Below are 21,789 nucleotides of genomic sequence, written 5' to 3' on the forward strand. Positions count from 1 at the left end.
AATATCTGGGAATTTTTTATGAATGGCTAACGGTTGGCTCTTTATCACACCTACTAAAATACTATTGTTTCAGTCCGAGGTTACAGTGGTAATGTTTTGATAAATAAGTGTTTAATTGCACTTTTGCGAGCGTGCTCTTATTTGTTGTGTATATTACCGTACTTGCTAAAAAGGCTATAATATTTTACTTTATAATTCTACTTTTGTACTCATTGTGTATGTTTTTCCAAATTTTATCGTCAGATATACAAACTTTGATTATTTTTGAACTTTTCTTATTCAAAATAGGACGAAAATCTTCGCTTGCTTTCTCATTCATAAAAAAGAACACGCTAAAATCCACGAGGTTCAGCATGATAACATGCTTTTTTATATTAAATATTGATAGTGTGCCTTCTGGATTTTTTGTGGTAGATTGCTTTGAGATAATTTCATACGAATAATAATCATTATCTTCTTTATGTGAACAGTCTTGATTGTCGTACTCTTTGCGTGAATATTTAAGATTATCATTTAAATCTGCCCTCATCTGCTCTTTTAGCTTTTCATCAATATCTAATTCAGAAAACCATTTATGAGAGGATATTGAAGTTCTCCATACTAATGATATGATAAACAGATTGAATATATTAGGGTTTAGGTATTGCCCTTCTTTGTATAATTGCGAACAATTATTTCCTCTAATCTCATTTTTTAGTGGGAACTTTATATTCGAATTAATATTGTGAAAGGCATGAAAGAAATGATTACTACAATAAGTTTCTACTATTGCAATTCTATTTTCACATTGGTCACACAGAATATAATCTTCTTTGGGAGATTTCTGTATTTTGCGCTTTTGTCCATTTTTATCAATCTCGTACATGAACCCATCAGAGAATAGCCTATCATTAAAGAATTTAGGTAATATGTGTGAATTCCTTTTGTTAGCTTCACGTATTTTACATAATAAACAAATCCGCTTTGAGTTTTCTTCCATAAATTGCTAATTGTTGATTCTGTCTGGAAACAAAAATAATAAATTAAAATCATTAAAACCTATAGGAAGGCTTTAATAATGTAGGCATTGATGTTTTCGCTCTAAACTCTATAATGATTCGATTAGTTTAAGTATTTGTGGTGTCGTTTGCAAATAATCCACTATCTTTAGAAAATGATTCCAAAGGTTCAATATTTCATCCGTTAAGGGTACGAGCGTCTAGTCAGAAGCCTTGTAAGCCAAATGCTTACGAGGCTTTTTAAATTTATTACAGGCAATATATAGAAATAGTTCATGTTCTACGTGCGTATATTAGCTTCTCTTACAAACATACATTTCGATCTTCCATCTTTTACCTTTTTATACTTACTCCCTTAATAGTCAATGTGATGAATGGGTGGAAAATCGCGTTTTTAGTCCGTTTATCTTCTGCTCGTATCTTCCATCTTCCACCTGAATATTAGAGAACCTTATAATCGATAATATGCTGATTTACAATATTAAGAAGCATGTTGATTAACTAAATACGTTGTTTAAAGCATCTTGTTTTCTTTTATTGTTTAGTCGAAAATACTCTGTTCTTTATCCTGTCCCTGCTGTCTGTGTTCACGAGCCCACGTATCTGTGCCCATAGGTCCGCATACCGGAGACCATGAGCTCGCGTACCAGGGCTGAGATAAAGATATTGAGATTCATTATAATAGGCTTGAATACAATGTCTTAAGAGTAGGGGCAAATATAGTTGTTTGGTTTATGATTTGTAAAGAAGAAAAGAATCGTTATGCTCTATCGGGATGGTAATTGGGATAAGGTTATATTGGTTAAGATCATTTTCTTTTTAATTCCGATCCATAAATTGAGACTGGGATTACGTATCACACTTCTAATGTGAATTACTTTAGTCGGGTTATTGTATTCTCTTTTGAAAATACTTCTGAGGATCTTTATGCTTTTAGGCTATTGCATGGACTTTCTTGAGATTCTTCTTCTTTTTTATACCTAAAAAAGTACTACTTTTGTAATAAGCCTTTGTCTTTTTGTAAAAAGGATATTGATACTTTTATATATGTTCTAATTATCAGTGATTTGTATTACTGAGAAGTATAATCGACTGTTAAACACACACGCATTAAATATGAAGTTAAAGTTTCTCTTTCTGTTTCTAAGCTATAGCTTATCGATACATTCGCAAAATAACTTATTGTATGCTGACTCGTCAAAAGATTCGCTTTTTTTTGAACAAAAAAAGGCACTGCTTACGGCAACATGGCATAAACCTTTCAGTTATAGCAGTATTCAGAGCAATCATACTCCTTTAGGCCCCTATATGGGGAATGGAGATGTAGGGGTAGTGGCATTTACATCGGACAATAGTCAGACATTAAAGATATCGAAAGTGGATTTTGTTACGGATGGCTGGACAGACTGGGCAGGCAGTGGTCCGGCTGCTTTGCCCATTGGCGGGGTGAATATCACTGTAAACTCTCCGGTATATTCCGGCTTTGTCACAGTCAACCGGGCGGACCCTTCCGGATTTAGTTATCAGATGGACCAGTTAAATAGTGAGTTACGAATGACTACTGCTACTGCTCAGCAGGTTAAAATGGTCAGTTGGATGGGAGTGAATGAAAATATGATAATAACTGAGTTGACCACCTCTTCAAAAACTCCGGTTCCTATTTCGGTAGATACTTATGCTGATAATCAATCTGCTTCTTATACAACTACAGCACAGGTGAATGGACAAATAGCTCAAGTCACTCGGCAAACGAAGACTGATGCGGTGAGATGGATTTCCTGTGCCGGTATATCCACTAAAATAGTGGGAGTTATGTCTAAACCGGAATGCCTGTCCGAGTCGATGGTCCGATCAAATTTTCAGCTGACAGCTTCCGATACGGTTCTCGTTGTGGTATATGTTTCGGGAGGTGGAAAAGGAAATGATCCGCAACTGCCAACGGCCTATAACAAACTGTTGACTTTAAATAAAGCGGATGTGACTCAATTGAAAATGGCGAAAAAAGCATGGTGGAAAGATATGTGGACCCGTTCGTATGTGGAAACGAATGACGAGTTGTTGAATCGTCACTACTTGTCGTCCATTTATTTACTGGCTTCTGCCTATAACGAACATTCACCGGTATCCGGTGGCATGTATGGAGTCTGGAATATGGATGACAAAATGATGTACCATGGTGATATCCACCTGAACTATAACAGTCAGGCGGGATTCTATAGTGCTTTTTCATCCAATCGTCCGGAAATAGCCTTGCCTTTCTATAAAACGATAGAGTTGCTGATACCCGAAGGAAGACGGCGGGCAAAGGAAGAAATGGGAATTATGCATCCATCATGGGAAGGAAAGTCTTGCAGGGGAATACTATTTCCTGTGGGGGCCTTGGGTATCGGGGTATTTTATAATTATTATTGGCAACAAACCATGAATGCTCCGTTCAATGTTCCTCTGTTCAGTTGGTATTATGAATACACCGGTGATTTGAACTTTTTACGGTATCGGGCGTATCCTTATATTCGTCTTTGTGGCGATTTTTATGAAGACTATATGCAGAAGGAGACATACGGCAAATCATATCGTTATACCATAACGACAGGAGGACACGAGGATTCGTGGGATCTGAACCCTCCTTCCGATTTAGCTTTTGTGAAACAGACGTTCGGTTTGTTAGTGAGGTACAGTAAGTTGTTGGGAGTAGATCAAAAACGACGGAAGAAATGGAACGACATTTTGTCTCATCTTCCGGAGTATAAGGTGATAATGCCGACCAAAACACCTAATCAAGGCTTGCCTGTCTATGCGAAGAACGAGGCCGGATGGGATTTGCCAAGCCATGCCATACAGCTGCATGCTGCCTATCCCTGTGAAATACTGAATTTACATTCGGACTCTACAGCCTTGCAGATAGCCCGAAACACATTGTATTATTATGAGGTTTCTCAAAAGGGATTTACCAATACGATGAACGAATTGGGATTGAGTGCTTTTGTGATGGGGGCCCGTATCAGATTTGATCCCGATCTCTTATTGGAAAATATGAAGACTTTGATAAAAACGGCCGGAACTAATTTTCTGATTATCGACGGGCATCATTGTACTGAGAAAACTGCTGTTATAGAGACGGTAAACTCAATGATGCTCCAAACGGTGGAGGGTGTCATCTATCTTTTTCCATGTTGGACACAAACACCGGCTGCGTTTACGAGGCTTAGAGCAAAAGGAGCCTTTCTCGTTTCTGCCGATTATGACGGAACGTCAGTGGGCGGTCTGAAAATCTTTAGTGAGAAAGGAGGTATATGCAGACTGAGCAATCCTTGGAGGGGAAGAAAACTTCGGGTCACCGAGAATGGAAAACCTGTCTCCGTGAAAGAACAAAACAATGTCTGTTCATTTATTACCCGAAAAGGAAGCACTTATACGATAGTAGGTCTTTAACGGTAAGAAGCGTCATTCTTTTGTGAGAACAAAAGTGGTACTAATGGAATATAAGTGCTGTCAATCAAAAAAAAAGCCGGAATGCAACACGATACATTCCGGCTTTACTTTCCTAATCAAACCTAATCTAACAAACCATTTATGAAGCTGTCCGGCCGCCGATTACCCGCATCGCTGCCGTGTAATATTCACATGGAACGGAAAGCAATATGCTGCCTATACCTTTGTCTTTCATAGCCACTTCGATAGATGCGGCTTTCAGGAGGCTTTTGACACTTGCTACTTCCCATGGACTGCCCGCGAACACTTCAATCTGAGAAATCTTTCTGCTTACTATCATTTGCTCTTAATTGTTTAATGGTTACGGATGCAAATATAGCAGGTTGTTTGTTCATTTAAGAACAATTTCTGTTCAGATTATAACACTTTTGTTGCAAACGTTTGCTCAATTTCGTATTTGATTGTTTTTTGTTGTTTTTGAGACATGATTATTTCTCGTCATTCTTCCGAATTTCCACTCGTCGGATTTTACCGCTAATGGTCTTAGGCAATTCGTCGACAAATTCGATGACGCGTGGATATTTATAAGGAGCTGTGACTTTCTTCACATGATTCTGGAGCTCTTTTACCAGGTCTTCCCCTTTGCGTTCACGATACTCTTTGGCCAGAACGATGGTAGCTTTCACTACCTGTCCGCGTATTTCGTCGGGAACGCCGGTTATGGCACATTCTACTACGGCGGGATGTGTCATCAATGCACTTTCCACTTCGAACGGACCGATACGGTAACCGGAACTTTTGATTACGTCATCGGCGCGTCCCACGAACCATAGATAACCGTCTTCATCTTTCCAGGCTACGTCGCCAGTGTAGTATATTCCGTCGTGCCATGCTTCGTGTGTACGCGAGGCGTCCCGATAGTATTCTTTGAACAGTCCCAGTGGCTTTCCTTTGTCAGTCCGGATTACGATCTGTCCTTGCTCTCCGGCTTCTACCGACCGTCCTTCGTAATCGATCAGATCAACATTGTATTGTGGATTGGGCACCCCCATACTTCCCGGTTTGGGTTCCATCCATGGGAAAGTGGCTACTGTCAGTGTAGTCTCGGTCTGTCCGAAGCCTTCCATCAGTTTGATGCCTGTTAACTTTTTGAATGTGTCGAAAACAGCCGGATTCAAGGCCTCACCTGCAATGGTGCAATATTCCAATGACGAAAGGTCATATTTCGTCAGGTCTTCGTGGATGAGGAAACGGAAAATGGTGGGAGGGGCACAGAGTGAAGTGACATGGTAATTTTGTATCTTTTCCAATATATCGGCAGGAGTGAACTTTTCATGATCATATACGAATACATTTGCTCCGGCAATCCATTGTCCGTAGAGCTTTCCCCACACTGCTTTTCCCCAGCCGGTGTCGGCAATGGTGAGATGGAGGCTGTTTTCTTTCAGATTGTGCCAGAAACTACCGGTTACGATATGCCCCAATGGATAAGTGAAGTCGTGTGCAACCATCTTAGGCTCTCCGGTTGTTCCGCTGGTGAAGTACATCAGTGAAATGTCATCGTTGGTGTTCGGATGTTCCGGCTTTACGAAAGGCGCCGCATGCTCGATGCCCTGATGGAAGTCATCAAATCCTTCGGGTATTTCGGGCCCTACGCTAACTAAATGCTTTACAGTAGGAGAGTCCGGCATAGCATCTATTATGTGTTTGGTGACCACTTCTTCTCCGGCAGCCACAATCATTTTTATGTCGGCTGCATTGCAACGGTATACAATGTCTTTCTTGGTTAGCAGGTGTGTAGCCGGAATAACGACTGCCCCTAGTTTGTGCAGGGCAATGATGCTGAACCAGAATTCATAGCGTCGTTTCAATATCAGCATGACCATATCACCATGTCCGATACCCAGGCTCTGAAAATAAGAGGCTGTCCGGTCAGTATATTGTTTCATATCCGCAAAAGAGAACTGGTGGTGTTCACCTTTGTCATTAGTCCATAATAAGGCCGGTTTGTCTGGTTGTTCGGCAGCCCAGGCATCCACTATGTCATATCCGAAGTTGAAGTTGTCCGGAACGTGTATCTTTAAGTTTTTCACAAAGTCTTCCTGTGAACTGAAGGAAGTTTGAGATAAAAATCTATCTATCATCTTGTTTATTTAAATAATTACATGATTACTGCCAGGAAACGTACTGTTTTCCCGTCGAGTGCTTTCATTCCATGAGGTAGTTTTGAATTGAAGTACAGGCTGTCCCCTTCGTTTAATATCAAGTCTTTTCCATCTATACTGATCATCATGCGGCCTTCAAGTACCAGGTTGAATTCCTGTCCGCTATGACTGTTATAGTGTATCGGCTCGATGTCGGGTTTGGGTTCGACAGTTACAATGAACGGGTCGGCATTCCGGTTCATAAAACCTGCTGCCAGTGACTGGTATTTATAAGCCTTTGTGCGCTCAATACTGGTTCCTTTTCCTGCACGGGTCAGGAAGTAACTACTCATCTTGGGCTCTTCGCCAAACATCAGAGCGTCGAGAGCGATTCCGTATTTACGTGCGATTTTTTGCAGCATACTCACTGAAATGTCGTAATCTCCCGTTTCTGCGAGGCGATATTCTTCCGCTGAAATCTCGCAATCACGGGCGATGTCTTCGGCCGTCAGTTCGAGTACGTCACGTAATCCGCGCAGACGTTCTGCTATTTGTTTAATTTGGTCGTCCATATCAATTTTAGTGTTTAGTGATTATTTGTTTTATATTTTGTGATTACAGTGTCCGGCCACTATCTTGATGCTTTCATTGCTTTAATGATGGCAGAGGTGAATCCATTATGTTCCAGTTCGTTGATGCCTTTAATGGTAATTCCGCCGGGTGTAGTCACTTTGTCGATCTCAACGCTTGGATGGGTGTCATTGTTCAGTATCAGTTCGGCGGCACCTTTTACAGATTGGGCAATCATATCCATGGCATCCGATGGTCGGATTCCCATTTCGATGCCCGCTTGCATGGCAGCCTGAATATATTTCAGCACGTAAGCGATACCGCAGGAAGTCAGGGCGGTAGCCGCTTCCAATTTGTCTTCAGGCAAAATCATTGCCATACCCATCTCGCTGAATAGATTGACCATCAGTGCTTCTAATTCTTGGCCGGCATTTCGCGAAGCAATCAGTGTCATGCTCTGTAATTCACTGATAGCTGTGTTGGGGACAATACGGAACATAGGCATTTCAGGTTCTACTACATCATGAGCCAATTGTTCGAAACTGATACCGGCAGCAACAGAGACCAGAATCTGTTTGCTTCTTAGTTTCATTTCTCGGAGTACACCTCTGATCAGCCAAGGTTTCACAGCTAGAATCACGATATCAGCACCAGTAGCAGCTTCAGCATTATTGCGAGTGATAGCAATAGAAGGAAATTCTTTCTTTAGTGCTTCCAGCTTTCCAATGCTGGGGTTGGATACTATTATATCGGAAGCCGGAATCAGCTTACCTTTTGCCAGTCCGCAGGCAATGGAGCCCCCCATATTTCCTGCACCAATGATAGCTACTTTCATATTATATAATTATTTAGTCTGTTTCTGACAAAGGTATAAGTAAAAAGTGAAAATACGAGCAAACGTGGCAGGTATTTTCACTTTTTCACTTTCCTTATAAGGATGCTGATTATTAACCGAGTACTTTTCTTAGCCGGGCGAGGAATTCATCGGCTTCCTCTTTGCTGAGGCAGAGAGGAGGCAACAATCGGATTACGTTCGTACCGCTGGCACCGGTAAATACTTTTTGTTCGTGGATCAGGCGGCTCCGGATTTCCTTTACCGGTTGGTCAAATTCCATTCCGATCATTAATCCGCATCCGCGCACTTCTTTGATTTCATTGAATTTTTTCAGTTCTTCCAGCAGATAGGAGCCGATGTTGGCTGCATTTTCTACTAAATTCTCCTGTTCGATGACATCCATTACTGCCAATGCAGCCGAGCAAGCCAGATGATTGCCCCCGAAAGTTGTTCCAAGCATGCCATATACGGGTGTAAACATAGGACTGATCAGTACTCCGGCCATCGGGAATCCGTTTCCGATTCCTTTGGCAACTGTAATAATATCCGGTTTGATTCCGGCATATTGGTGAGCGAAGAATTTGCCACTACGTCCGTAACCGCTTTGTATTTCATCCAGAATCAGGATTGTTCCGTGTTCTGTACAGGCTTTGCGGAGCTCTTGCAGGAATTCGGGAGTCGGTATTTTGATACCGCCAACTCCCTGTATACCTTCAATGATGACAGCACAAATATCTTCTTTTGCCAATTCGGTTTTCGCAGCCTCTATGTCATTTAGCGGAAGGTAGGTGATGTGTCCGTTGGCATTGATCGGAGCTATAATTTTAGGATTATCTGTGGCCTCGACTGCTAGTGAAGTGCGTCCGTGAAAAGCTTTCCCAAAAGAGATCACTTTGGTACGTCCGTTATGGAACGAAGCCAGTTTCAACGCGTTTTCATTTGCTTCGGCACCACTGTTTATCAGGAATAGGGAATAATCTTCATACCCGGATATTTTTCCGAGACGTTCGGCTACCTGTTGTTGCAGCTTGTTGATTACGGAGTTTGAATAGAAGCCCAGGGTTGCCACCTGCTTGCTAATCATGTCAACATAATGGGGATGAGCATGTCCGATAGAGATAACGGCATGGCCTCCATAAAGATCCAGGTATTCGGTTCCATTCTCGTCCCAGACGTGACAACCCTTTCCTTTTATTATGTTTATATCGAAAAGTGGATATACATCAAATAAGTTCATTGTTTCTTCTTAGAATGCAGAGGGCTTGAGGCGCAGGCCTACCGTTTCCTCCAGGTTAAACATCAGGTTCATGTTGTGGACAGCCTGTCCGGATGCACCTTTCAATAAATTGTCGATGCAAGAAATGATCAGTAATTTATCGCCGTGTTTTTCCAGGTGAATCAGACATTTATTGGTATTTACTACCTGTTTGAGATCTATGTTTTTATCAACGATGTGGACAAACGAATCTTTGGCATAATATTCCTCATACATGCGTACGATCTCTTCCAATGCTACTTTTGTTTTCACTACCAAAGTGGCAAAGATGCCGCGGGGGAAATCGCCGCGATAAGGGATAAAATCAATTTCCGCATCAAAACTGTTCTGGAGTTGTTTCAGCGATTGCTTGATTTCAGGAACGTGCTGGTGTTCGAAAGCTTTGTATACACTCATATTGTTGTTACGCCAGCTGAAATGACTGGTTGCACCGGGTTTTACTCCCGCTCCCGTGCTTCCTGTAATGGCGTTTACCATTACGTCCTCATTTAGCATCAGGTGTTTTGCCAGTGGGAGCAGTCCCAGCTGGATGCAAGTTGCGAAACATCCCGGATTAGCCACATGCTTTGCTGTGCAGGTTGCACGACGATTTAGTTCCGGCAGACCGTATATGAAGTCATGATCCGGTGAAGCTATGCGATAATCCATTGAAAGGTCTATAATTTTCAGTTCCTCCGGGATATTATGGCTTTCCATAAATTTCTTCGTATCCCCATGGGCTGTACAGAAGAACAGTACATCGATGTCTTCCAACGGAAGTTCGTCTGTAAAAGCCAGGTCACACTCTCCGTAAAGTCCCTCGTGTACATCAGTAATTTTGTTTCCGGCGTTACTGGTACTGTTGATAAATACGATTTCAGTCTCGGGATGATTGATAAGCAGGCGGATAAGTTCGCCTGCTGTATATCCTGCTCCACCAATGATTCCTGCTTTTATCATACCTCTTCGTCCTTATGGTTAGCATAGTAAACACGTAGTGGGGTAGAAGTCACCTTGATGAAGCCTTTTGCATCTTCGGCCGTCCAACCCTTTTGCATTTCTCCATATTCACCAAACTTGGTCTTTACCAGGTCGTCTTGTGATTCTACACCGACAGTAGAGAATGACAACGGACGGAGCTCAAGGATGGCTGTACCGTTCACATTACGTTGTGATTCTTGAAGCATTGCTTCGATATCACGCATCACCGGTTCCAGGTATTGGCTTTCATGAAGGAACATACCATACCAGTTAGCTACCTGATCTTTCCAATATTGTTGCCATTTGCTCAATGTGTATTTCTCAAGGAAACGGTGTGCACCGATGATCAACATTGGAGCGGCGGCTTCGAATCCTACACGTCCTTTGATACCGATGATAGTATCACCTACATGCATATCACGGCCAATACCGTAAGCAGCACCTATCTCTTCCACTTTTTGGATGGCGGCAATTTTATCTTCGAACACTTCTCCATTCACGGCGTGAAGTTCACCATTCTTAAATTCAAGGCGCAGAAGTTCACTTCCCTCTTTCGTTACTTGCTTCAGGTAGGCCGTTTCGGGCAATCCTTGTGCACTGTCTAGAATTTCTCCGCCGCAGATTGAAGTACCCCATAGTCCGACATTATAAGAGTATTTTAGTTTTGTAAAGTCTGCTTCGAAGCCATTTTTGTTCAAGTAGTCGATTTCTTCCTGACGGCTGAGTGCCATATCGCGGGTCAGCGTAATAATTTCTATGCCCGGAGTCATGACAAGGAATGTCATGTCGAAACGAATCTGGTCGTTACCGGCTCCTGTCGAACCGTGTGCAATGGCTTCCGCACCAATCTCTTTCGCATAGCGTGCGATGGCCAATGCCTGGAAAATACGTTCGGAGCTGACAGAAATAGGATAGGTACCGTTACGTAGTACGTTACCGAATATCATATATTTCAAACTTTTTTCGTAATATTCCTGAGTGACGTCGAGTGTGACATATTTCACAGCACCCAGTTTGTAGGCATTCTCTTCATTCTGTTTCAGTTGTTCTTCGCTGAAGCCACCTGTGTTGGCACACGCTGCATACACTTCATATCCTTTTTCCTTGGCCAGGTACATTACAGTGAAAGAGGTATCGAGGCCTCCGCTGAATGCAACCACTACTTTCTTTTTCTGTTCCATAGTGCTGTATATTTTAAATGTTATTTCTTTCTTGTTCTTTTTTTATGTTATGCGGATCTGTCGGATCATATAGCATAGCGGTGCAGATGCAGAATTTACGGTCCTTCGCCATCAGTATTTCATGGTTTATGCACCCTTCACATCCTTTCCAAAAGGCTTCGTCGTCGGTCAGCTCGTTAAAAGTGACCGGTACATATCCCAATTCCGTATTCATTTTCATCACGGCTGCGCCGCTGGTCAGACTGAATATTTTAGCTCTGGGCCATCGTAAACGAGCCAATTGGAAAGAGGCTTGTTTGATACGTTTGGCCAGTCCTAATCCCCGGAAGTCAGGGTGTACGATCAATCCTGAAGTAGCAACGTATTGCTTGTTTCCCCATGATTCAATGTAGGTAAATCCGGCAAATACATCTCCGCAAAGAGCTATGATTGCTTTTCCTTCTTTCATTTTGGTGGCTACGTACTCGTGTGTACGTTCTGCTATTCCGGTTCCGCGTACTTTTGCTGCGTTTCTGATTGTCTCCAAAATAGTGTCAACGTAAACCTCATGCGAGGCGTCGGCTACCATAACATCTATTTGTTGAGTGTCCATTGTTGATTTAGTATAGAGTATAATTGTTGTTAGTTAGTTGATATTCGGAATAATGAGAGACAGGAAATGTCGTACGGCAGTGGGCGTTGCCCCTTCACGTAGTACCAACATAATGGTATCGTCTCCGGCAATTGTTCCCAAAATGGTGTCAGATTCACGGTTGTCGATGTCGTAAGCCATGCTGCTGGCATAGCCGGGGCGAGTTTTGATTACTGCGATATTTCCGGAAAACTGAAGGGAAATGAAGCCATTGTTCATCAACATTTCACTGGCACTCTGGTCGCCGACACGTTTGTACATGATGTCGTTGGGTAATACGTATACATATCTTCCGTTCATGCTGGCGGCTTTGGCCACTTTCAGTTGTTTCAGGTCACGTGAAAGAGTAGCTTGTGTCAGTTCAAATCCTTCCTGACCTAATTCTTGCAAGAGTTCTTCCTGTGAACCTACTTCCTTACTGGAGATAATCATTTTGATGGCGTCTAACCGGTTTGCTTTCTTCTTCATCTTGTATAATTATTCTAAGAACGACGCAAAAGTATGCAATATTTTGGAAATAGTATGCATAAAAAGCTGTTTTTTTACTCTTTTTATACATAAAAATAGCATGTGATGTAGAAATATGCAGAATTTGGATTGGAAGTGATATATAATTTAGGGGGGGAGTAATTTTTGGGGTGAAAGTAAAAAGAGGAATTTAGATTGATCCGGGAATTCTCTCAGAATTTAGGTATGATCCCAAGTTTTCAAACTGAGCCACAATCCTTTAATTCCGATTCTTTTTCTTAAAAACAAACAAGCCACTCAAATAGAGTGGCTTGTTTGTGCGAATGTCGGAATGAGGCGACTCGAACGCCCGACCCCTACGTCCCGAACGTAGTGCGCTACCAACTGCGCTACATTCCGCTACTTGCAAAGTGGTGCCACCAGGAATCGAACCGGGGACACAAGGATTTTCAGTCCTTTGCTCTACCAACTGAGCTATGGCACCTTTGTGATTGCGGGTGCAAAGATAGGTATAATTTTTAATACTGCAATAGTTTGGCAAAGAAAATATGAAATATTTGTCCAAAGGGAGTGGAAATCTTTTTTCTTGTTTTGATTTTACGATGATCTTACGTCTTTCTTCAACGAAAATGATATTAATACGTTTCTGTCGGTGAATTAATGAAGTTAGGAATGGACAGCAGACAAAGAAGATGTATGAAAATCTGTAAGACTTAGTATCTTTGGGTTAGAGACTGTATGAATATGCATAGATGCAACCGGAAGAAAAGGTTTCTTAAAATGTGGTCATCCTCAATAAAATAAACGTTTGTCTTTATTATATGTATAATGCTATTTCCTTATCTTTACCGCAAAATTATGTAGCGGGTAACTGCGGACATGTTCATAACAAACAAAACAAATAAGATTTCCAGTTAGAAGTATATGATGATCTACATTATCTTTAGAGTCTTTATAATCATTATTCTTTTTATTTGTGCCAGATATTGGTATTTGTGGAGAAAGATAAGTGTGCAAAAGAACGAATGGGTGGCTCAAACCAAGGAATCAGATACGATTTTACGTAGTATGAACGCTTGCTTTATCTTGATAAATAGTGACTTGGTGGTGATAAGGACCAATTATTATGATTTGAGTGGAATCTCAGAAGAGCCTGAGTCCTCCGGTAGAGTCGGTGATCTACTGAATTGTAAAAACGCTGTTCGTAGTGGCGGAGGATGCGGGGCACATAAAAATTGCGAAAATTGCATGATTCGCCATACTATTGAGAATGCATTCTGCCATAAAAAGGGTTTTCATAAATTAGAAGCATCCATGAGGCTGCTCAGTTCGGATCATCAACAGATTATTCCTTGTGATGTTTCTGTCTCGGGTACTTACTTGAATAATGAAGGTCACGAACAGATGTTACTGACTGTCTATGATATTACTGAATTGAAGAATATGCAGCGGTTGCTGAATATTGAAAAAGAGAACGCTGTTTCTGCCGAAAAGTTGAAATCTGCTTTTATAGCTAATATGAGTCATGAAATTCGTACCCCACTGAATGCGATTGTCGGTTTTTCCGGTTTGTTGGCTTCTGCGGATGATGATACGGAAAAAAAGATGTATCTGGATATTGTAGCGGAAAACAATGATCGTTTATTGCAGATAGTGACGGATGTACTCGACCTTTCAAAAATAGAGTCGGGTAGTCTGGATTTCCATTATTCCGAATTTGATGTAAACGATTTATTATGTGCTCTGCATGGCATTTTAAACATACGTCTGAAAGACAAGCCCGAAATTAAACTGATTTGTAAGGCAGGAACAGATGAATGGATCATTTATTCCGAGCAACATCGTATCGTACAGATAATCACAAATCTGGTACATAATGCGATGAAGTTTACCCACAGTGGGGAGATTTGTTTCGGATGTCGTCCCCAAGGAGAGGACGAGATTTACTTTTATGTTTCTGATACAGGTATTGGCATTCCTGCCGGAGAACAGGATAAAATATTCGACCGATTTACCAAATTGGACCATGAAGTACCCGGAACAGGGCTGGGACTGACTCTTTCACAAACTATCGTACAGAATCTGGGGGGAGAAATGGGAGTCGAATCGGAAGTGACAAAAGGATCTACCTTCTGGTTTACCCTTCCTTTGAAATCCTGAGCAGATTTATGAAAAATAAGAGGTTGTATCCGGTAGAATATAGAATAAACTTTCGGATACAACCTCTTTCATTCAGGTAGATAGATACACTTTTAACTTTGTTTCTGTGGGGTGTCCTTATCGGATGAAACAGAGCCGGAACCTGTCGATGGGGCAGAAGTTGTACTACCGATAGTGGTAGCGCTGCTTGTTGCCGGACCGGCGGTAGTTGTTGTTGCCGGAGCAACTTGTGGTTTAGCTTGTGTTTCCCAGTGGAACGGTTCGAAAGTACTGTTCGGGTCAGCCCATGATGGCTTTTTAGCTGCATAAATGATAAACGGAGCAATCACAACAACCAAAGCACCGATAATCAATACAGAGAACCATACCGTGTTGCTACCTGTAGAAATCTGGCTGGGCGGGATAAAGCTGAGGATAAACGCCAGTAATGAACCGAGGAAGCCGAGGCCGCCGACAATCCACATCAAGCCGTTACCTTTTTTACCGATACGGAACGGACGGTTAGCTTTCTTCATGTTATAGCGCAGGTAGATGGCACCGGAGAACATAAGTAAGTACATCACCAGATAAAGAATAACTGTCAGCTGTGACAAGATCTGATAGAAGCTCTGTACGGAAGGCATAACCACAAACAGAAGGCTCAATACGGTAACAGCACCACCCTGAACGAACAGGATATTTTTCTGTACACCCAATTTATTGGTTTTCTGGAAGAACGGAGGCATATAACCGGCCTTACCTACGGCAAAGATACCTTTGGACGGACCGGCAACCCATGTCAATACACCTGCCAACACACCGAATGCAAGAGCAATGGCGATGATCGGTGATAACCAGGATGCATGGATATATCTAAAATAGTTGTCGAAGCCAACAAGTAAACTCTGTGTCAGGCTGATATCTTTGGCCGGGATAATGATACCTAGTGAGAATGTACCCAAGACGAAGATGATTACAGTAATAAGTGCACCGATAAATACTGCTTTCGGATAGTTCTTTGAAGGGTTTTGCATATCCTTTACGTGGATACCGCCCATTTCCATACCGGCATAAAAGAGGAAGATACTTGCCGCTAATACCACGTTATCGAAATTCGTAAGGTCGGGGAAGAAGCTGCTATGGAAGTCAAGGTTGGAATGCCCTCCGGATGCCAAGTAAACAATACCCAGGATAATCAGCAGGGCAGCGGGGATGATGGTTCCCACCATACCGCCTATTTTAGCTACTTTACCTACCCATCCCATTCCTTTCAGTGAGATGAAGGTAGCCAGCCAATAAATGATAAGCACAACGGCCAGTGTATAGTATTTGTTGCTGGCCAGTGTCATGTCGTGTGTATCATTCATTCCGATGAAAGCGATAGATACAGCACCGAATGTCAATACAGTCGGATACCAGATCGTACTTTCAATCCATTGTACCCAGATGGCAAGGAATCCCAATTTCTTTCCATACGCTTCGCCTACCCAACGGAACACACCACCCTGTTTGTCCTGGAACATGGCAGCCAATTCCGCCGCAACGAGTGATGTCGGAATAAGGAATACGATAGCTGCGAAAAGATAATAGAAGGCCGAACTCATTCCATATACGGCCTCGGCAGGAAGTCCGCGTAGGGATACTACTGCCGTTACGTTCATGATCGCCAGGGTGAATACCCCTAGTTTCACTGCTTGTTTAATATTTGCCATAAGTTAAGGTTTTAAGTGAAAAATATTTTTAAGTCAGTGTCTATAACAACGTTTAACGTGAGATGTTTTAGTTTACTAACGTCAAACTTGGTTAATTAACATCGGTGAAGAGTGAAATCACCGGTTCCTCTATTGAATCCGGGTGGGTATCAAACAAATCGTGTAGGACTCTTGTTCCTTCTGCATAATAAAATAACCTATAAAATATCAGCGCTTATGAAAATGGCTCTTTCTGATTTTGCTTTGCGGAAGAAAGGGATTTACGGCATTTTACATGTCATCATCCTGCTGCTTTCCCTGTTTCTGGTCATCAGCATCTCGATAGATACGTTTAAGGGTATCCCTTTTTATACCCAATCGGTTTATATGAAAGTTCAGCTATGGATTTGTGTCTTATTTCTGTTTGATTTCATTCTCGAGTTGTTTCTTTCGAAAAATAAGTGGCACTATCTTAGTACGCATTTCATCTTTTTGTTGGTGGCGATACCTTACCAGAATATTATATCCTATATGGGATGGACTTTTTCACCCGAAGTGACTTATATGATTCGTTTTGTTCCTTTGGTCCGGGGCGGCTATGCGATGGCTATTGTGGTGGGGTGGCTTACTTATAATAAGGCTTCCGGACTGTTTGTTTCCTATCTGACTATGTTGCTTGCTACTGTTTACTTTTCAAGCCTGGCTTTTTTTGTACTCGAACACAAGGTCAATCCCTTGGTGACCGGTTACGGAGATGCGCTTTGGTGGGCATTTATGGATGTGACTACGGTAGGTTCCAATATTATTGCTGTCACCGTGACGGGACGTGTACTTTCGGTGTTGCTGGCGGCACTGGGTATGATGATGTTCCCGATCTTTACGGTTTATGTCACCAGCCTGATTCAAAAAAAGAACAAAGAGAAAGAGGAGTATTATAAACAATTGGAGGCAGCTGACGAAAGTAAGCCAAAATAACTGTTCAGGAATAAGTATGCCTAAAAAATACTGCCCATCTGCACGTAGCAGACAGGCAGTATCCCAACTAATTAAACTTTGTATGATGTCATCAGTTAATATGCTTGTTCAGTTCATGCCATTTATTGATTTCCGGAAGGATACCCATAGCGATCACTTCATCACGTAACTTGCATAAGTGAGCGTAGCTCTCTTCCATTTCTTTTTGCTCTTCGGGAGTTCCCTGTATTTCCTTATAGCTCACACCTTCTTTCGTGATAGAAGTCTCCATTGCCATCAGGATATGATCGAACTTTTTGTCGGATACGTACGTTCCTGCCGGCCAGCGGAAAGGTTGTCCGCCCATGGCTGCTGCAATCATTTCGATAGACAGATAGGCCGGACTTTGGAATGAAGAGCGCCCGCGCAGGTCGATGATATGCTTTCCACCTTGGATGACGCGTATTTTCAGGTCTTCCCAATCCTGCATAGGCATACGTGGAGTATCTATAATTTTAGTAAGCGCTTCACCTTGTACTTTGGTGGTAGAAGCGAATACGGCCATCTGTTCTCCGTGTCCGCCATACGTACGGCAATTTACTATTTCAGATGCGGGAATATGAAGGTATTTCACTAGTTCGTTTTGCAGACGTGTACTGTCCAAAGCTGCTAATGTTGATACTTGTGACGGTTTCAGTCCGGCATAGAGTAAGACAATCAATCCGGTGATATCGGCAGGATTGAATACGACAACCACATGTTTTACGTCCGGGCAATATTGGCGGATATCTTTACCAAACTGGGCGGCGATTTCTGCATTACCTTTCAGTAAATCTTCACGGGTCATGCCTGCTTTACGGGCAGCACCACCGGAGGACACAATGTATTTGGCTCCCGACAAAGCTTCTTTGATGTCTGAAGTGTAGGTCAGGTTTACCCCCTCGAACGCACAGTGATACAACTCTTCAGCCACGCCTTCCAAAGCGGGTGCATAGGGGTCGTACAGGCAGATGTTCGGAGTCAGTTTCATCATTAAGGCAGTCTGTGCCATGTTAGAGCCAATCATTCCGGCAGCTCCTACAATCGTAAGTTTTTCGTTGGTTAAGAATTCCATAATTTATATCTTTTTTAATTCGACAATTGCTTTGTTTTTTTGTTTCCGATGCAAAGATAACTTGTTTATGTGCAGGTTGTTTATCGAAAAAAGTTTTGCGCTATAATGAAAAGTTATCATTTGCCAATGATAACAAGCAGATGCGGCAATATGTTTTTCGGCGGCTAATCATTCTTACGTCTGTTTTTTATTTATCTTTGCAGTAAACAGAATGAAGATTATGAGCATTGAATTAGGAAAATTCAACCAGCTTGAGGTAGTCAAGCAGGTCGATTTCGGTATGTATCTGGATGGGGGAGAAGAGGGAGAAATCCTGTTGCCCACCCGCTATGTACCCGAAGATTGTAAGTTGGGAGACTGGTTGAACGTCTTCCTTTATCTGGATAATGAAGAACGGTTAATAGCTACTACATTGACACCTTTGGTACAAGTAGGGGAGTTTGCCTGCCTGGAAGTATCGTGGGTCAACCAGTTCGGAGCTTTTCTTAACTGGGGATTGATGAAGGATCTGTTTGTCCCTTTCAGCGAGCAGAAGATGAAGATGCAGGTAGGGAATAAATACGTTATCCATGCCCATATTGATGATGAAAGTTTCCGGATCGTAGCTTCGGCCAAAGTAGACCGTTACTTATCTAAAGAGAAAGCTTCTTATCAGCCTGGTGAAGAAGTGAACATCCTTATCTGGCAGAAGACAGACCTCGGGTTTAAGGCTATTATTGAGAATATGTATAGCGGCTTGCTGTATGATAGTGAAATATTTCAGACTTTACATACCGGCGATGTACTGAAAGCATACGTCAAGCAGGTACGCGAAGATGGCAAGATAGATCTGATTCTCCAGAAGCCGGGCTTTGAAAAGATAGATGATTTTTCAAAGACACTTCATCGCTACATCACAGAGCATGGGGGATGGATTGGACTTACAGATAAGAGTCCTGCCGAGGAGATTTATGACACGTTCGGTGTTAGTAAGAAGACATTCAAGAAGGCCGTTGGCGATTTGTACAAGAAGCGTCTGATTCTTCTTCATGAAGACGGCATCGAGTTGGTACGTCCCTAAGTTGAATAGGGAAAACCCTACGTATGAATAGATAGAATCATTAGGGTGGGGAGTTTCCTCACCCTATTTTTGTGATATTAGAAACAATAAAAACTAAACGACATGCGAAAAGTAATCATAACTCTTTGTTTCTTGTTTGTTGCATTTGTTGCACAAGCCGGAAGAATCAGCGGAATAAATATCCAAAGCTCAGGTGAAGCGATTCTTGTCTTTGTGGATGGCGAGCAAATCTGCACTCCGACGGAGACTTGTTTCATTGCTAATTATTCGGGCAGGCACCGGATAGAAGTATATGCAGTACGTTATATACCACGTACCGGACAAAGTGTGAAAGGCGACTTGCTGTTTCAGGAATGGGTCTCAAATCCCGGTATGAATATCAGGAATATTCGGGTGGGCTATAATGATCGTCCTGATTTCTGTCCCGATCGTCCGGTGCGTCCCGGCTATGATGTAGTGATGAACCGTACAGAGTTCGACCGTTTTCTGAGAACTGTGAAAGACAAACATTTCGACTCAGACCGTAACAAGCTGATTGAAACTACACTTGTTTCGACAGGCTTCACTTCCGACCAATGTCTCCAATTAGTAAATCTGTTCAGTTTCGATAGTGAAAAGATAAAACTGATGCAGGCTATGTATCCACGGATTGTTGATAAACCCAATTTCTATCTGGTCATCGAAAGCCTGACTTTTCAGTCGGATAAAAACAAGATGAACGAATTTGTGAGAAAATACCATAATCAACGTAACTAAAACCTATAAGAATTATGAAAAAAATACATGTTTCGGCGATATTAATCTTGCTTGTTGTTATGAGTAGTTGTGCAGGCTTGATCATAAACTTCAAAAACAGTCAGCTAATGAGTATCCAGAAAGGAATGACACAACAGGAAGTGAAGACGATTCTTGGAAAGCCCAATTACAGACGCTTTGATGGAGCAATGGAAGAGTGGGAATATCGCGGGTATCTTTCCAAAGCAGGGCATTCGGTGATTTGTGTTAACTTTATCGACAACCGTGTTGTTGGGTTGGATTCATTTAGAGACGGTGCACCGACTGCTCCTCCTGCCCCTTCCTTTTCTTTAGGCATAGGTGGTACAGTCACTGCTTCGGACATAGCTCCCGCTTGTGACTATAGAGCCATGAGAAACGATGAGTTTGCCCGCTTTTTAAATGATGTAAAGAGTAAAACTTTTGATTCGGACCGGACAGATTTCATTGAGAAAGCAACCCGCTCTACCGGATTTACATCAGAGCAATGCTGCAGATTGATAAAACTTTATAGCTTTGATGATGATCGGACTAAGGTACTGAAGATACTTTATCCGAGCGTAGTGGATAAAGATAATTTTTCCGCAGCAATAGACGGATTGGATTTTCTGTCGAATCAGGATACAGTGAAGAACTTTGTGAGGAACTATAATAGAATTAAATAGACTTAAGATATGAAACGAATATTGATATTCTTTTTGGTCATAGGAATCACTGCTATAAGCAGTGTGAGTATGGCAGCCATGAGCAATAGCCGCATTCGCAAGGAGACTCGTTTCCTGACCGATAAGATGGCCTATGAACTGAACCTGAGCACAGGGCAATATAATGATGTATACGAAATCAATTACGATTTTATTTACTCCATTCGTTATCTGATGGACGATGTGATAAGGGGAGAAGAGTGGGCACTCGATAAATATTATCGTACCCTGGACATTCGTAATGATGATTTGCGTTGGGTGCTGACTGCTTCACAGTATCGCCGTTTTATAGGGGTCGATTATTTTTATCGACCGGTTTATGCCAGTGGTGGCAGTTGGAGTTTCCGTATCTATATTCGGTATACAAACCATAATCATTTCTACTTTGGCAAACCGTACCACTATAACAGCTATTGCGGTGGACACTATCGTACTCATTATCATAACAGCTATTATCGCGGACGCTATCGACATGATTTCTATTCGGGTTCGCACAGTATAAGAGATCATCGAAATTATAACACGCATCGCCGTTCCGATTTCGGATCGGTAACCATACGTTCCAATTCGGGACGGAGAGATGAGGTGAGAAGAGGAGTGTCCCAAAGAGAAAGCTCATCTTCACGGGATAACAACAGAGTGACTCCTGGGAATGCTACCCGTACCGGCAGAGAAACCAGAAGTACGGAAAATAACCGGAGGACGAATACTGTCCGGAAGAGTGAAAACATATCTACTCCTCATAGAGTAACACCGGAGCGTACGGATAGCAAACGTAGCAATAGCCGTAGTACTTCATCCCGCTCTGCAGAGAGGGGGAACAGAGAAAGATAAGTGCTATTTGCCTTTCCTTTCTGT

19 protein-coding genes and 2 tRNA genes are annotated in these 21,789 nt (G+C 42.2%); 7 read left to right on the forward strand and 14 right to left on the reverse strand.

Annotation, left to right across the window (positions count from 1 at the left end):
• Window positions 1–184 precede the first annotated feature (184 nt).
• Window positions 185–979: a hypothetical protein gene (locus tag BF9343_RS02195; RefSeq protein WP_010992060.1), complete on the reverse strand. Its 795-nt coding sequence runs from the start codon at window positions 977–979 to the stop codon at window positions 185–187.
• Window positions 980–2,060: 1,081 nt separating this feature from the next.
• Between BF9343_RS02195 and BF9343_RS02200 the strand changes: the two genes are divergently transcribed.
• Window positions 2,061–4,430, forward strand: coding sequence for a glycosyl hydrolase family 95 catalytic domain-containing protein (locus BF9343_RS02200; RefSeq protein WP_041926164.1), 2,370 nt, complete (start codon window positions 2,061–2,063; stop codon window positions 4,428–4,430).
• 139 nt (window positions 4,431–4,569) lie between these two features.
• Here BF9343_RS02200 and BF9343_RS02205 read toward each other — a convergent pair whose 3' ends face one another.
• The 11 genes from BF9343_RS02205 to BF9343_RS02255 all read right to left on the reverse strand — a co-directional run bounded on the left by BF9343_RS02205 (window position 4,570) and on the right by BF9343_RS02255 (window position 12,979).
• On the reverse strand, window positions 4,570–4,770 hold the full coding sequence (locus BF9343_RS02205; RefSeq protein WP_005784389.1) for a DUF2007-related protein: 201 nt from the start codon (window positions 4,768–4,770) through the stop codon (window positions 4,570–4,572).
• A 148-nt stretch (window positions 4,771–4,918) separates the two neighbouring features.
• A complete protein-coding gene (locus BF9343_RS02210; RefSeq protein ID WP_005784390.1) occupies window positions 4,919–6,574 on the reverse strand; it encodes an AMP-binding protein in 1,656 nt (551 codons plus the stop codon).
• A 17-nt stretch (window positions 6,575–6,591) separates the two neighbouring features.
• Window positions 6,592–7,146 (reverse strand): helix-turn-helix domain-containing protein, encoded by a 555-nt coding sequence (locus BF9343_RS02215; protein ID WP_005784392.1) that lies wholly within the window; start codon window positions 7,144–7,146, stop codon window positions 6,592–6,594.
• A gap of 59 nt (window positions 7,147–7,205) precedes the next feature.
• Window positions 7,206–7,979: a pyrroline-5-carboxylate reductase gene (gene proC / locus BF9343_RS02220; protein ID WP_005796496.1), complete on the reverse strand. Its 774-nt coding sequence runs from the start codon at window positions 7,977–7,979 to the stop codon at window positions 7,206–7,208.
• 112 nt (window positions 7,980–8,091) lie between these two features.
• Complete coding sequence (locus tag BF9343_RS02225) at window positions 8,092–9,216, reverse strand: aspartate aminotransferase family protein (RefSeq protein ID WP_010992062.1); 1,125 nt, start codon at window positions 9,214–9,216, stop codon at window positions 8,092–8,094.
• Window positions 9,217–9,225: 9 nt separating this feature from the next.
• On the reverse strand, window positions 9,226–10,194 hold the full coding sequence (gene argC, locus BF9343_RS02230) for an N-acetyl-gamma-glutamyl-phosphate reductase (RefSeq protein WP_005784397.1): 969 nt from the start codon (window positions 10,192–10,194) through the stop codon (window positions 9,226–9,228).
• On the reverse strand, window positions 10,191–11,396 hold the full coding sequence (locus tag BF9343_RS02235) for an argininosuccinate synthase (RefSeq protein ID WP_010992063.1): 1,206 nt from the start codon (window positions 11,394–11,396) through the stop codon (window positions 10,191–10,193). Before BF9343_RS02235 ends, argC begins: the two co-directional genes overlap by 4 nt.
• A 13-nt stretch (window positions 11,397–11,409) precedes the next feature.
• The gene (locus BF9343_RS02240; protein WP_005784400.1) at window positions 11,410–11,988 is read right to left on the reverse strand and encodes a GNAT family N-acetyltransferase; all 579 of its coding nucleotides are present in this window, start codon (window positions 11,986–11,988) and stop codon (window positions 11,410–11,412) included.
• A gap of 33 nt (window positions 11,989–12,021) precedes the next feature.
• Window positions 12,022–12,495: an arginine repressor gene (locus tag BF9343_RS02245; protein WP_005784402.1), complete on the reverse strand. Its 474-nt coding sequence runs from the start codon at window positions 12,493–12,495 to the stop codon at window positions 12,022–12,024.
• A 326-nt stretch (window positions 12,496–12,821) separates the two neighbouring features.
• A tRNA-Pro gene (locus BF9343_RS02250) sits at window positions 12,822–12,894 on the reverse strand.
• Between the two features lie 12 nt (window positions 12,895–12,906).
• Window positions 12,907–12,979: transfer RNA gene (locus tag BF9343_RS02255), tRNA-Phe, on the reverse strand.
• Between the two features lie 440 nt (window positions 12,980–13,419).
• Here BF9343_RS02255 and BF9343_RS02260 point away from each other — a divergent pair.
• Entirely contained in the window at window positions 13,420–14,655 is a 1,236-nt protein-coding gene (locus BF9343_RS02260; RefSeq protein ID WP_010992064.1) for a sensor histidine kinase, read from the forward strand.
• A 92-nt stretch (window positions 14,656–14,747) separates the two neighbouring features.
• On the opposite strand, the gene gadC is transcribed toward BF9343_RS02260, so the two are convergent.
• The gene (gene gadC, locus BF9343_RS02265; RefSeq protein ID WP_005796489.1) at window positions 14,748–16,346 is read right to left on the reverse strand and encodes a putative glutamine/gamma-aminobutyrate antiporter GadC; all 1,599 of its coding nucleotides are present in this window, start codon (window positions 16,344–16,346) and stop codon (window positions 14,748–14,750) included.
• Between the two features lie 216 nt (window positions 16,347–16,562).
• On the opposite strand from gadC, the gene BF9343_RS02270 reads away from it, so the two are divergent.
• Window positions 16,563–17,300: a potassium channel family protein gene (locus BF9343_RS02270; protein WP_005784407.1), complete on the forward strand. Its 738-nt coding sequence runs from the start codon at window positions 16,563–16,565 to the stop codon at window positions 17,298–17,300.
• Between the two features lie 91 nt (window positions 17,301–17,391).
• Here the strand turns inward: BF9343_RS02270 and BF9343_RS02275 are convergent, their stop codons facing one another.
• Window positions 17,392–18,393 carry a malate dehydrogenase gene (locus BF9343_RS02275; RefSeq protein ID WP_010992065.1) on the reverse strand — a complete coding sequence of 334 codons (1,002 nt, stop codon included), beginning with the start codon at window positions 18,391–18,393 and terminating at the stop codon, window positions 17,392–17,394.
• Between the two features lie 220 nt (window positions 18,394–18,613).
• Between BF9343_RS02275 and BF9343_RS02280 the strand changes: the two genes are divergently transcribed.
• The 4 genes from BF9343_RS02280 to BF9343_RS02295 all read left to right on the forward strand — a co-directional run bounded on the left by BF9343_RS02280 (window position 18,614) and on the right by BF9343_RS02295 (window position 21,765).
• Entirely contained in the window at window positions 18,614–19,453 is an 840-nt protein-coding gene (locus BF9343_RS02280; protein ID WP_005796486.1) for a CvfB family protein, read from the forward strand.
• A 102-nt stretch (window positions 19,454–19,555) separates the two neighbouring features.
• Window positions 19,556–20,209 carry a DUF4476 domain-containing protein gene (locus BF9343_RS02285; RefSeq protein WP_010992066.1) on the forward strand — a complete coding sequence of 218 codons (654 nt, stop codon included), beginning with the start codon at window positions 19,556–19,558 and terminating at the stop codon, window positions 20,207–20,209.
• Between the two features lie 14 nt (window positions 20,210–20,223).
• A complete protein-coding gene (locus BF9343_RS02290; protein WP_010992067.1) occupies window positions 20,224–20,892 on the forward strand; it encodes a DUF4476 domain-containing protein in 669 nt (222 codons plus the stop codon).
• A gap of 9 nt (window positions 20,893–20,901) precedes the next feature.
• Complete coding sequence (locus tag BF9343_RS02295; RefSeq protein ID WP_005796482.1) at window positions 20,902–21,765, forward strand: hypothetical protein; 864 nt, start codon at window positions 20,902–20,904, stop codon at window positions 21,763–21,765.
• Window positions 21,766–21,789: the final 24 nt, after the last annotated feature.

Origin of the sequence: Bacteroides fragilis NCTC 9343 (genome assembly GCF_000025985.1) — a bacterium.
Lineage (GTDB): Bacteria > Bacteroidota > Bacteroidia > Bacteroidales > Bacteroidaceae > Bacteroides > Bacteroides fragilis.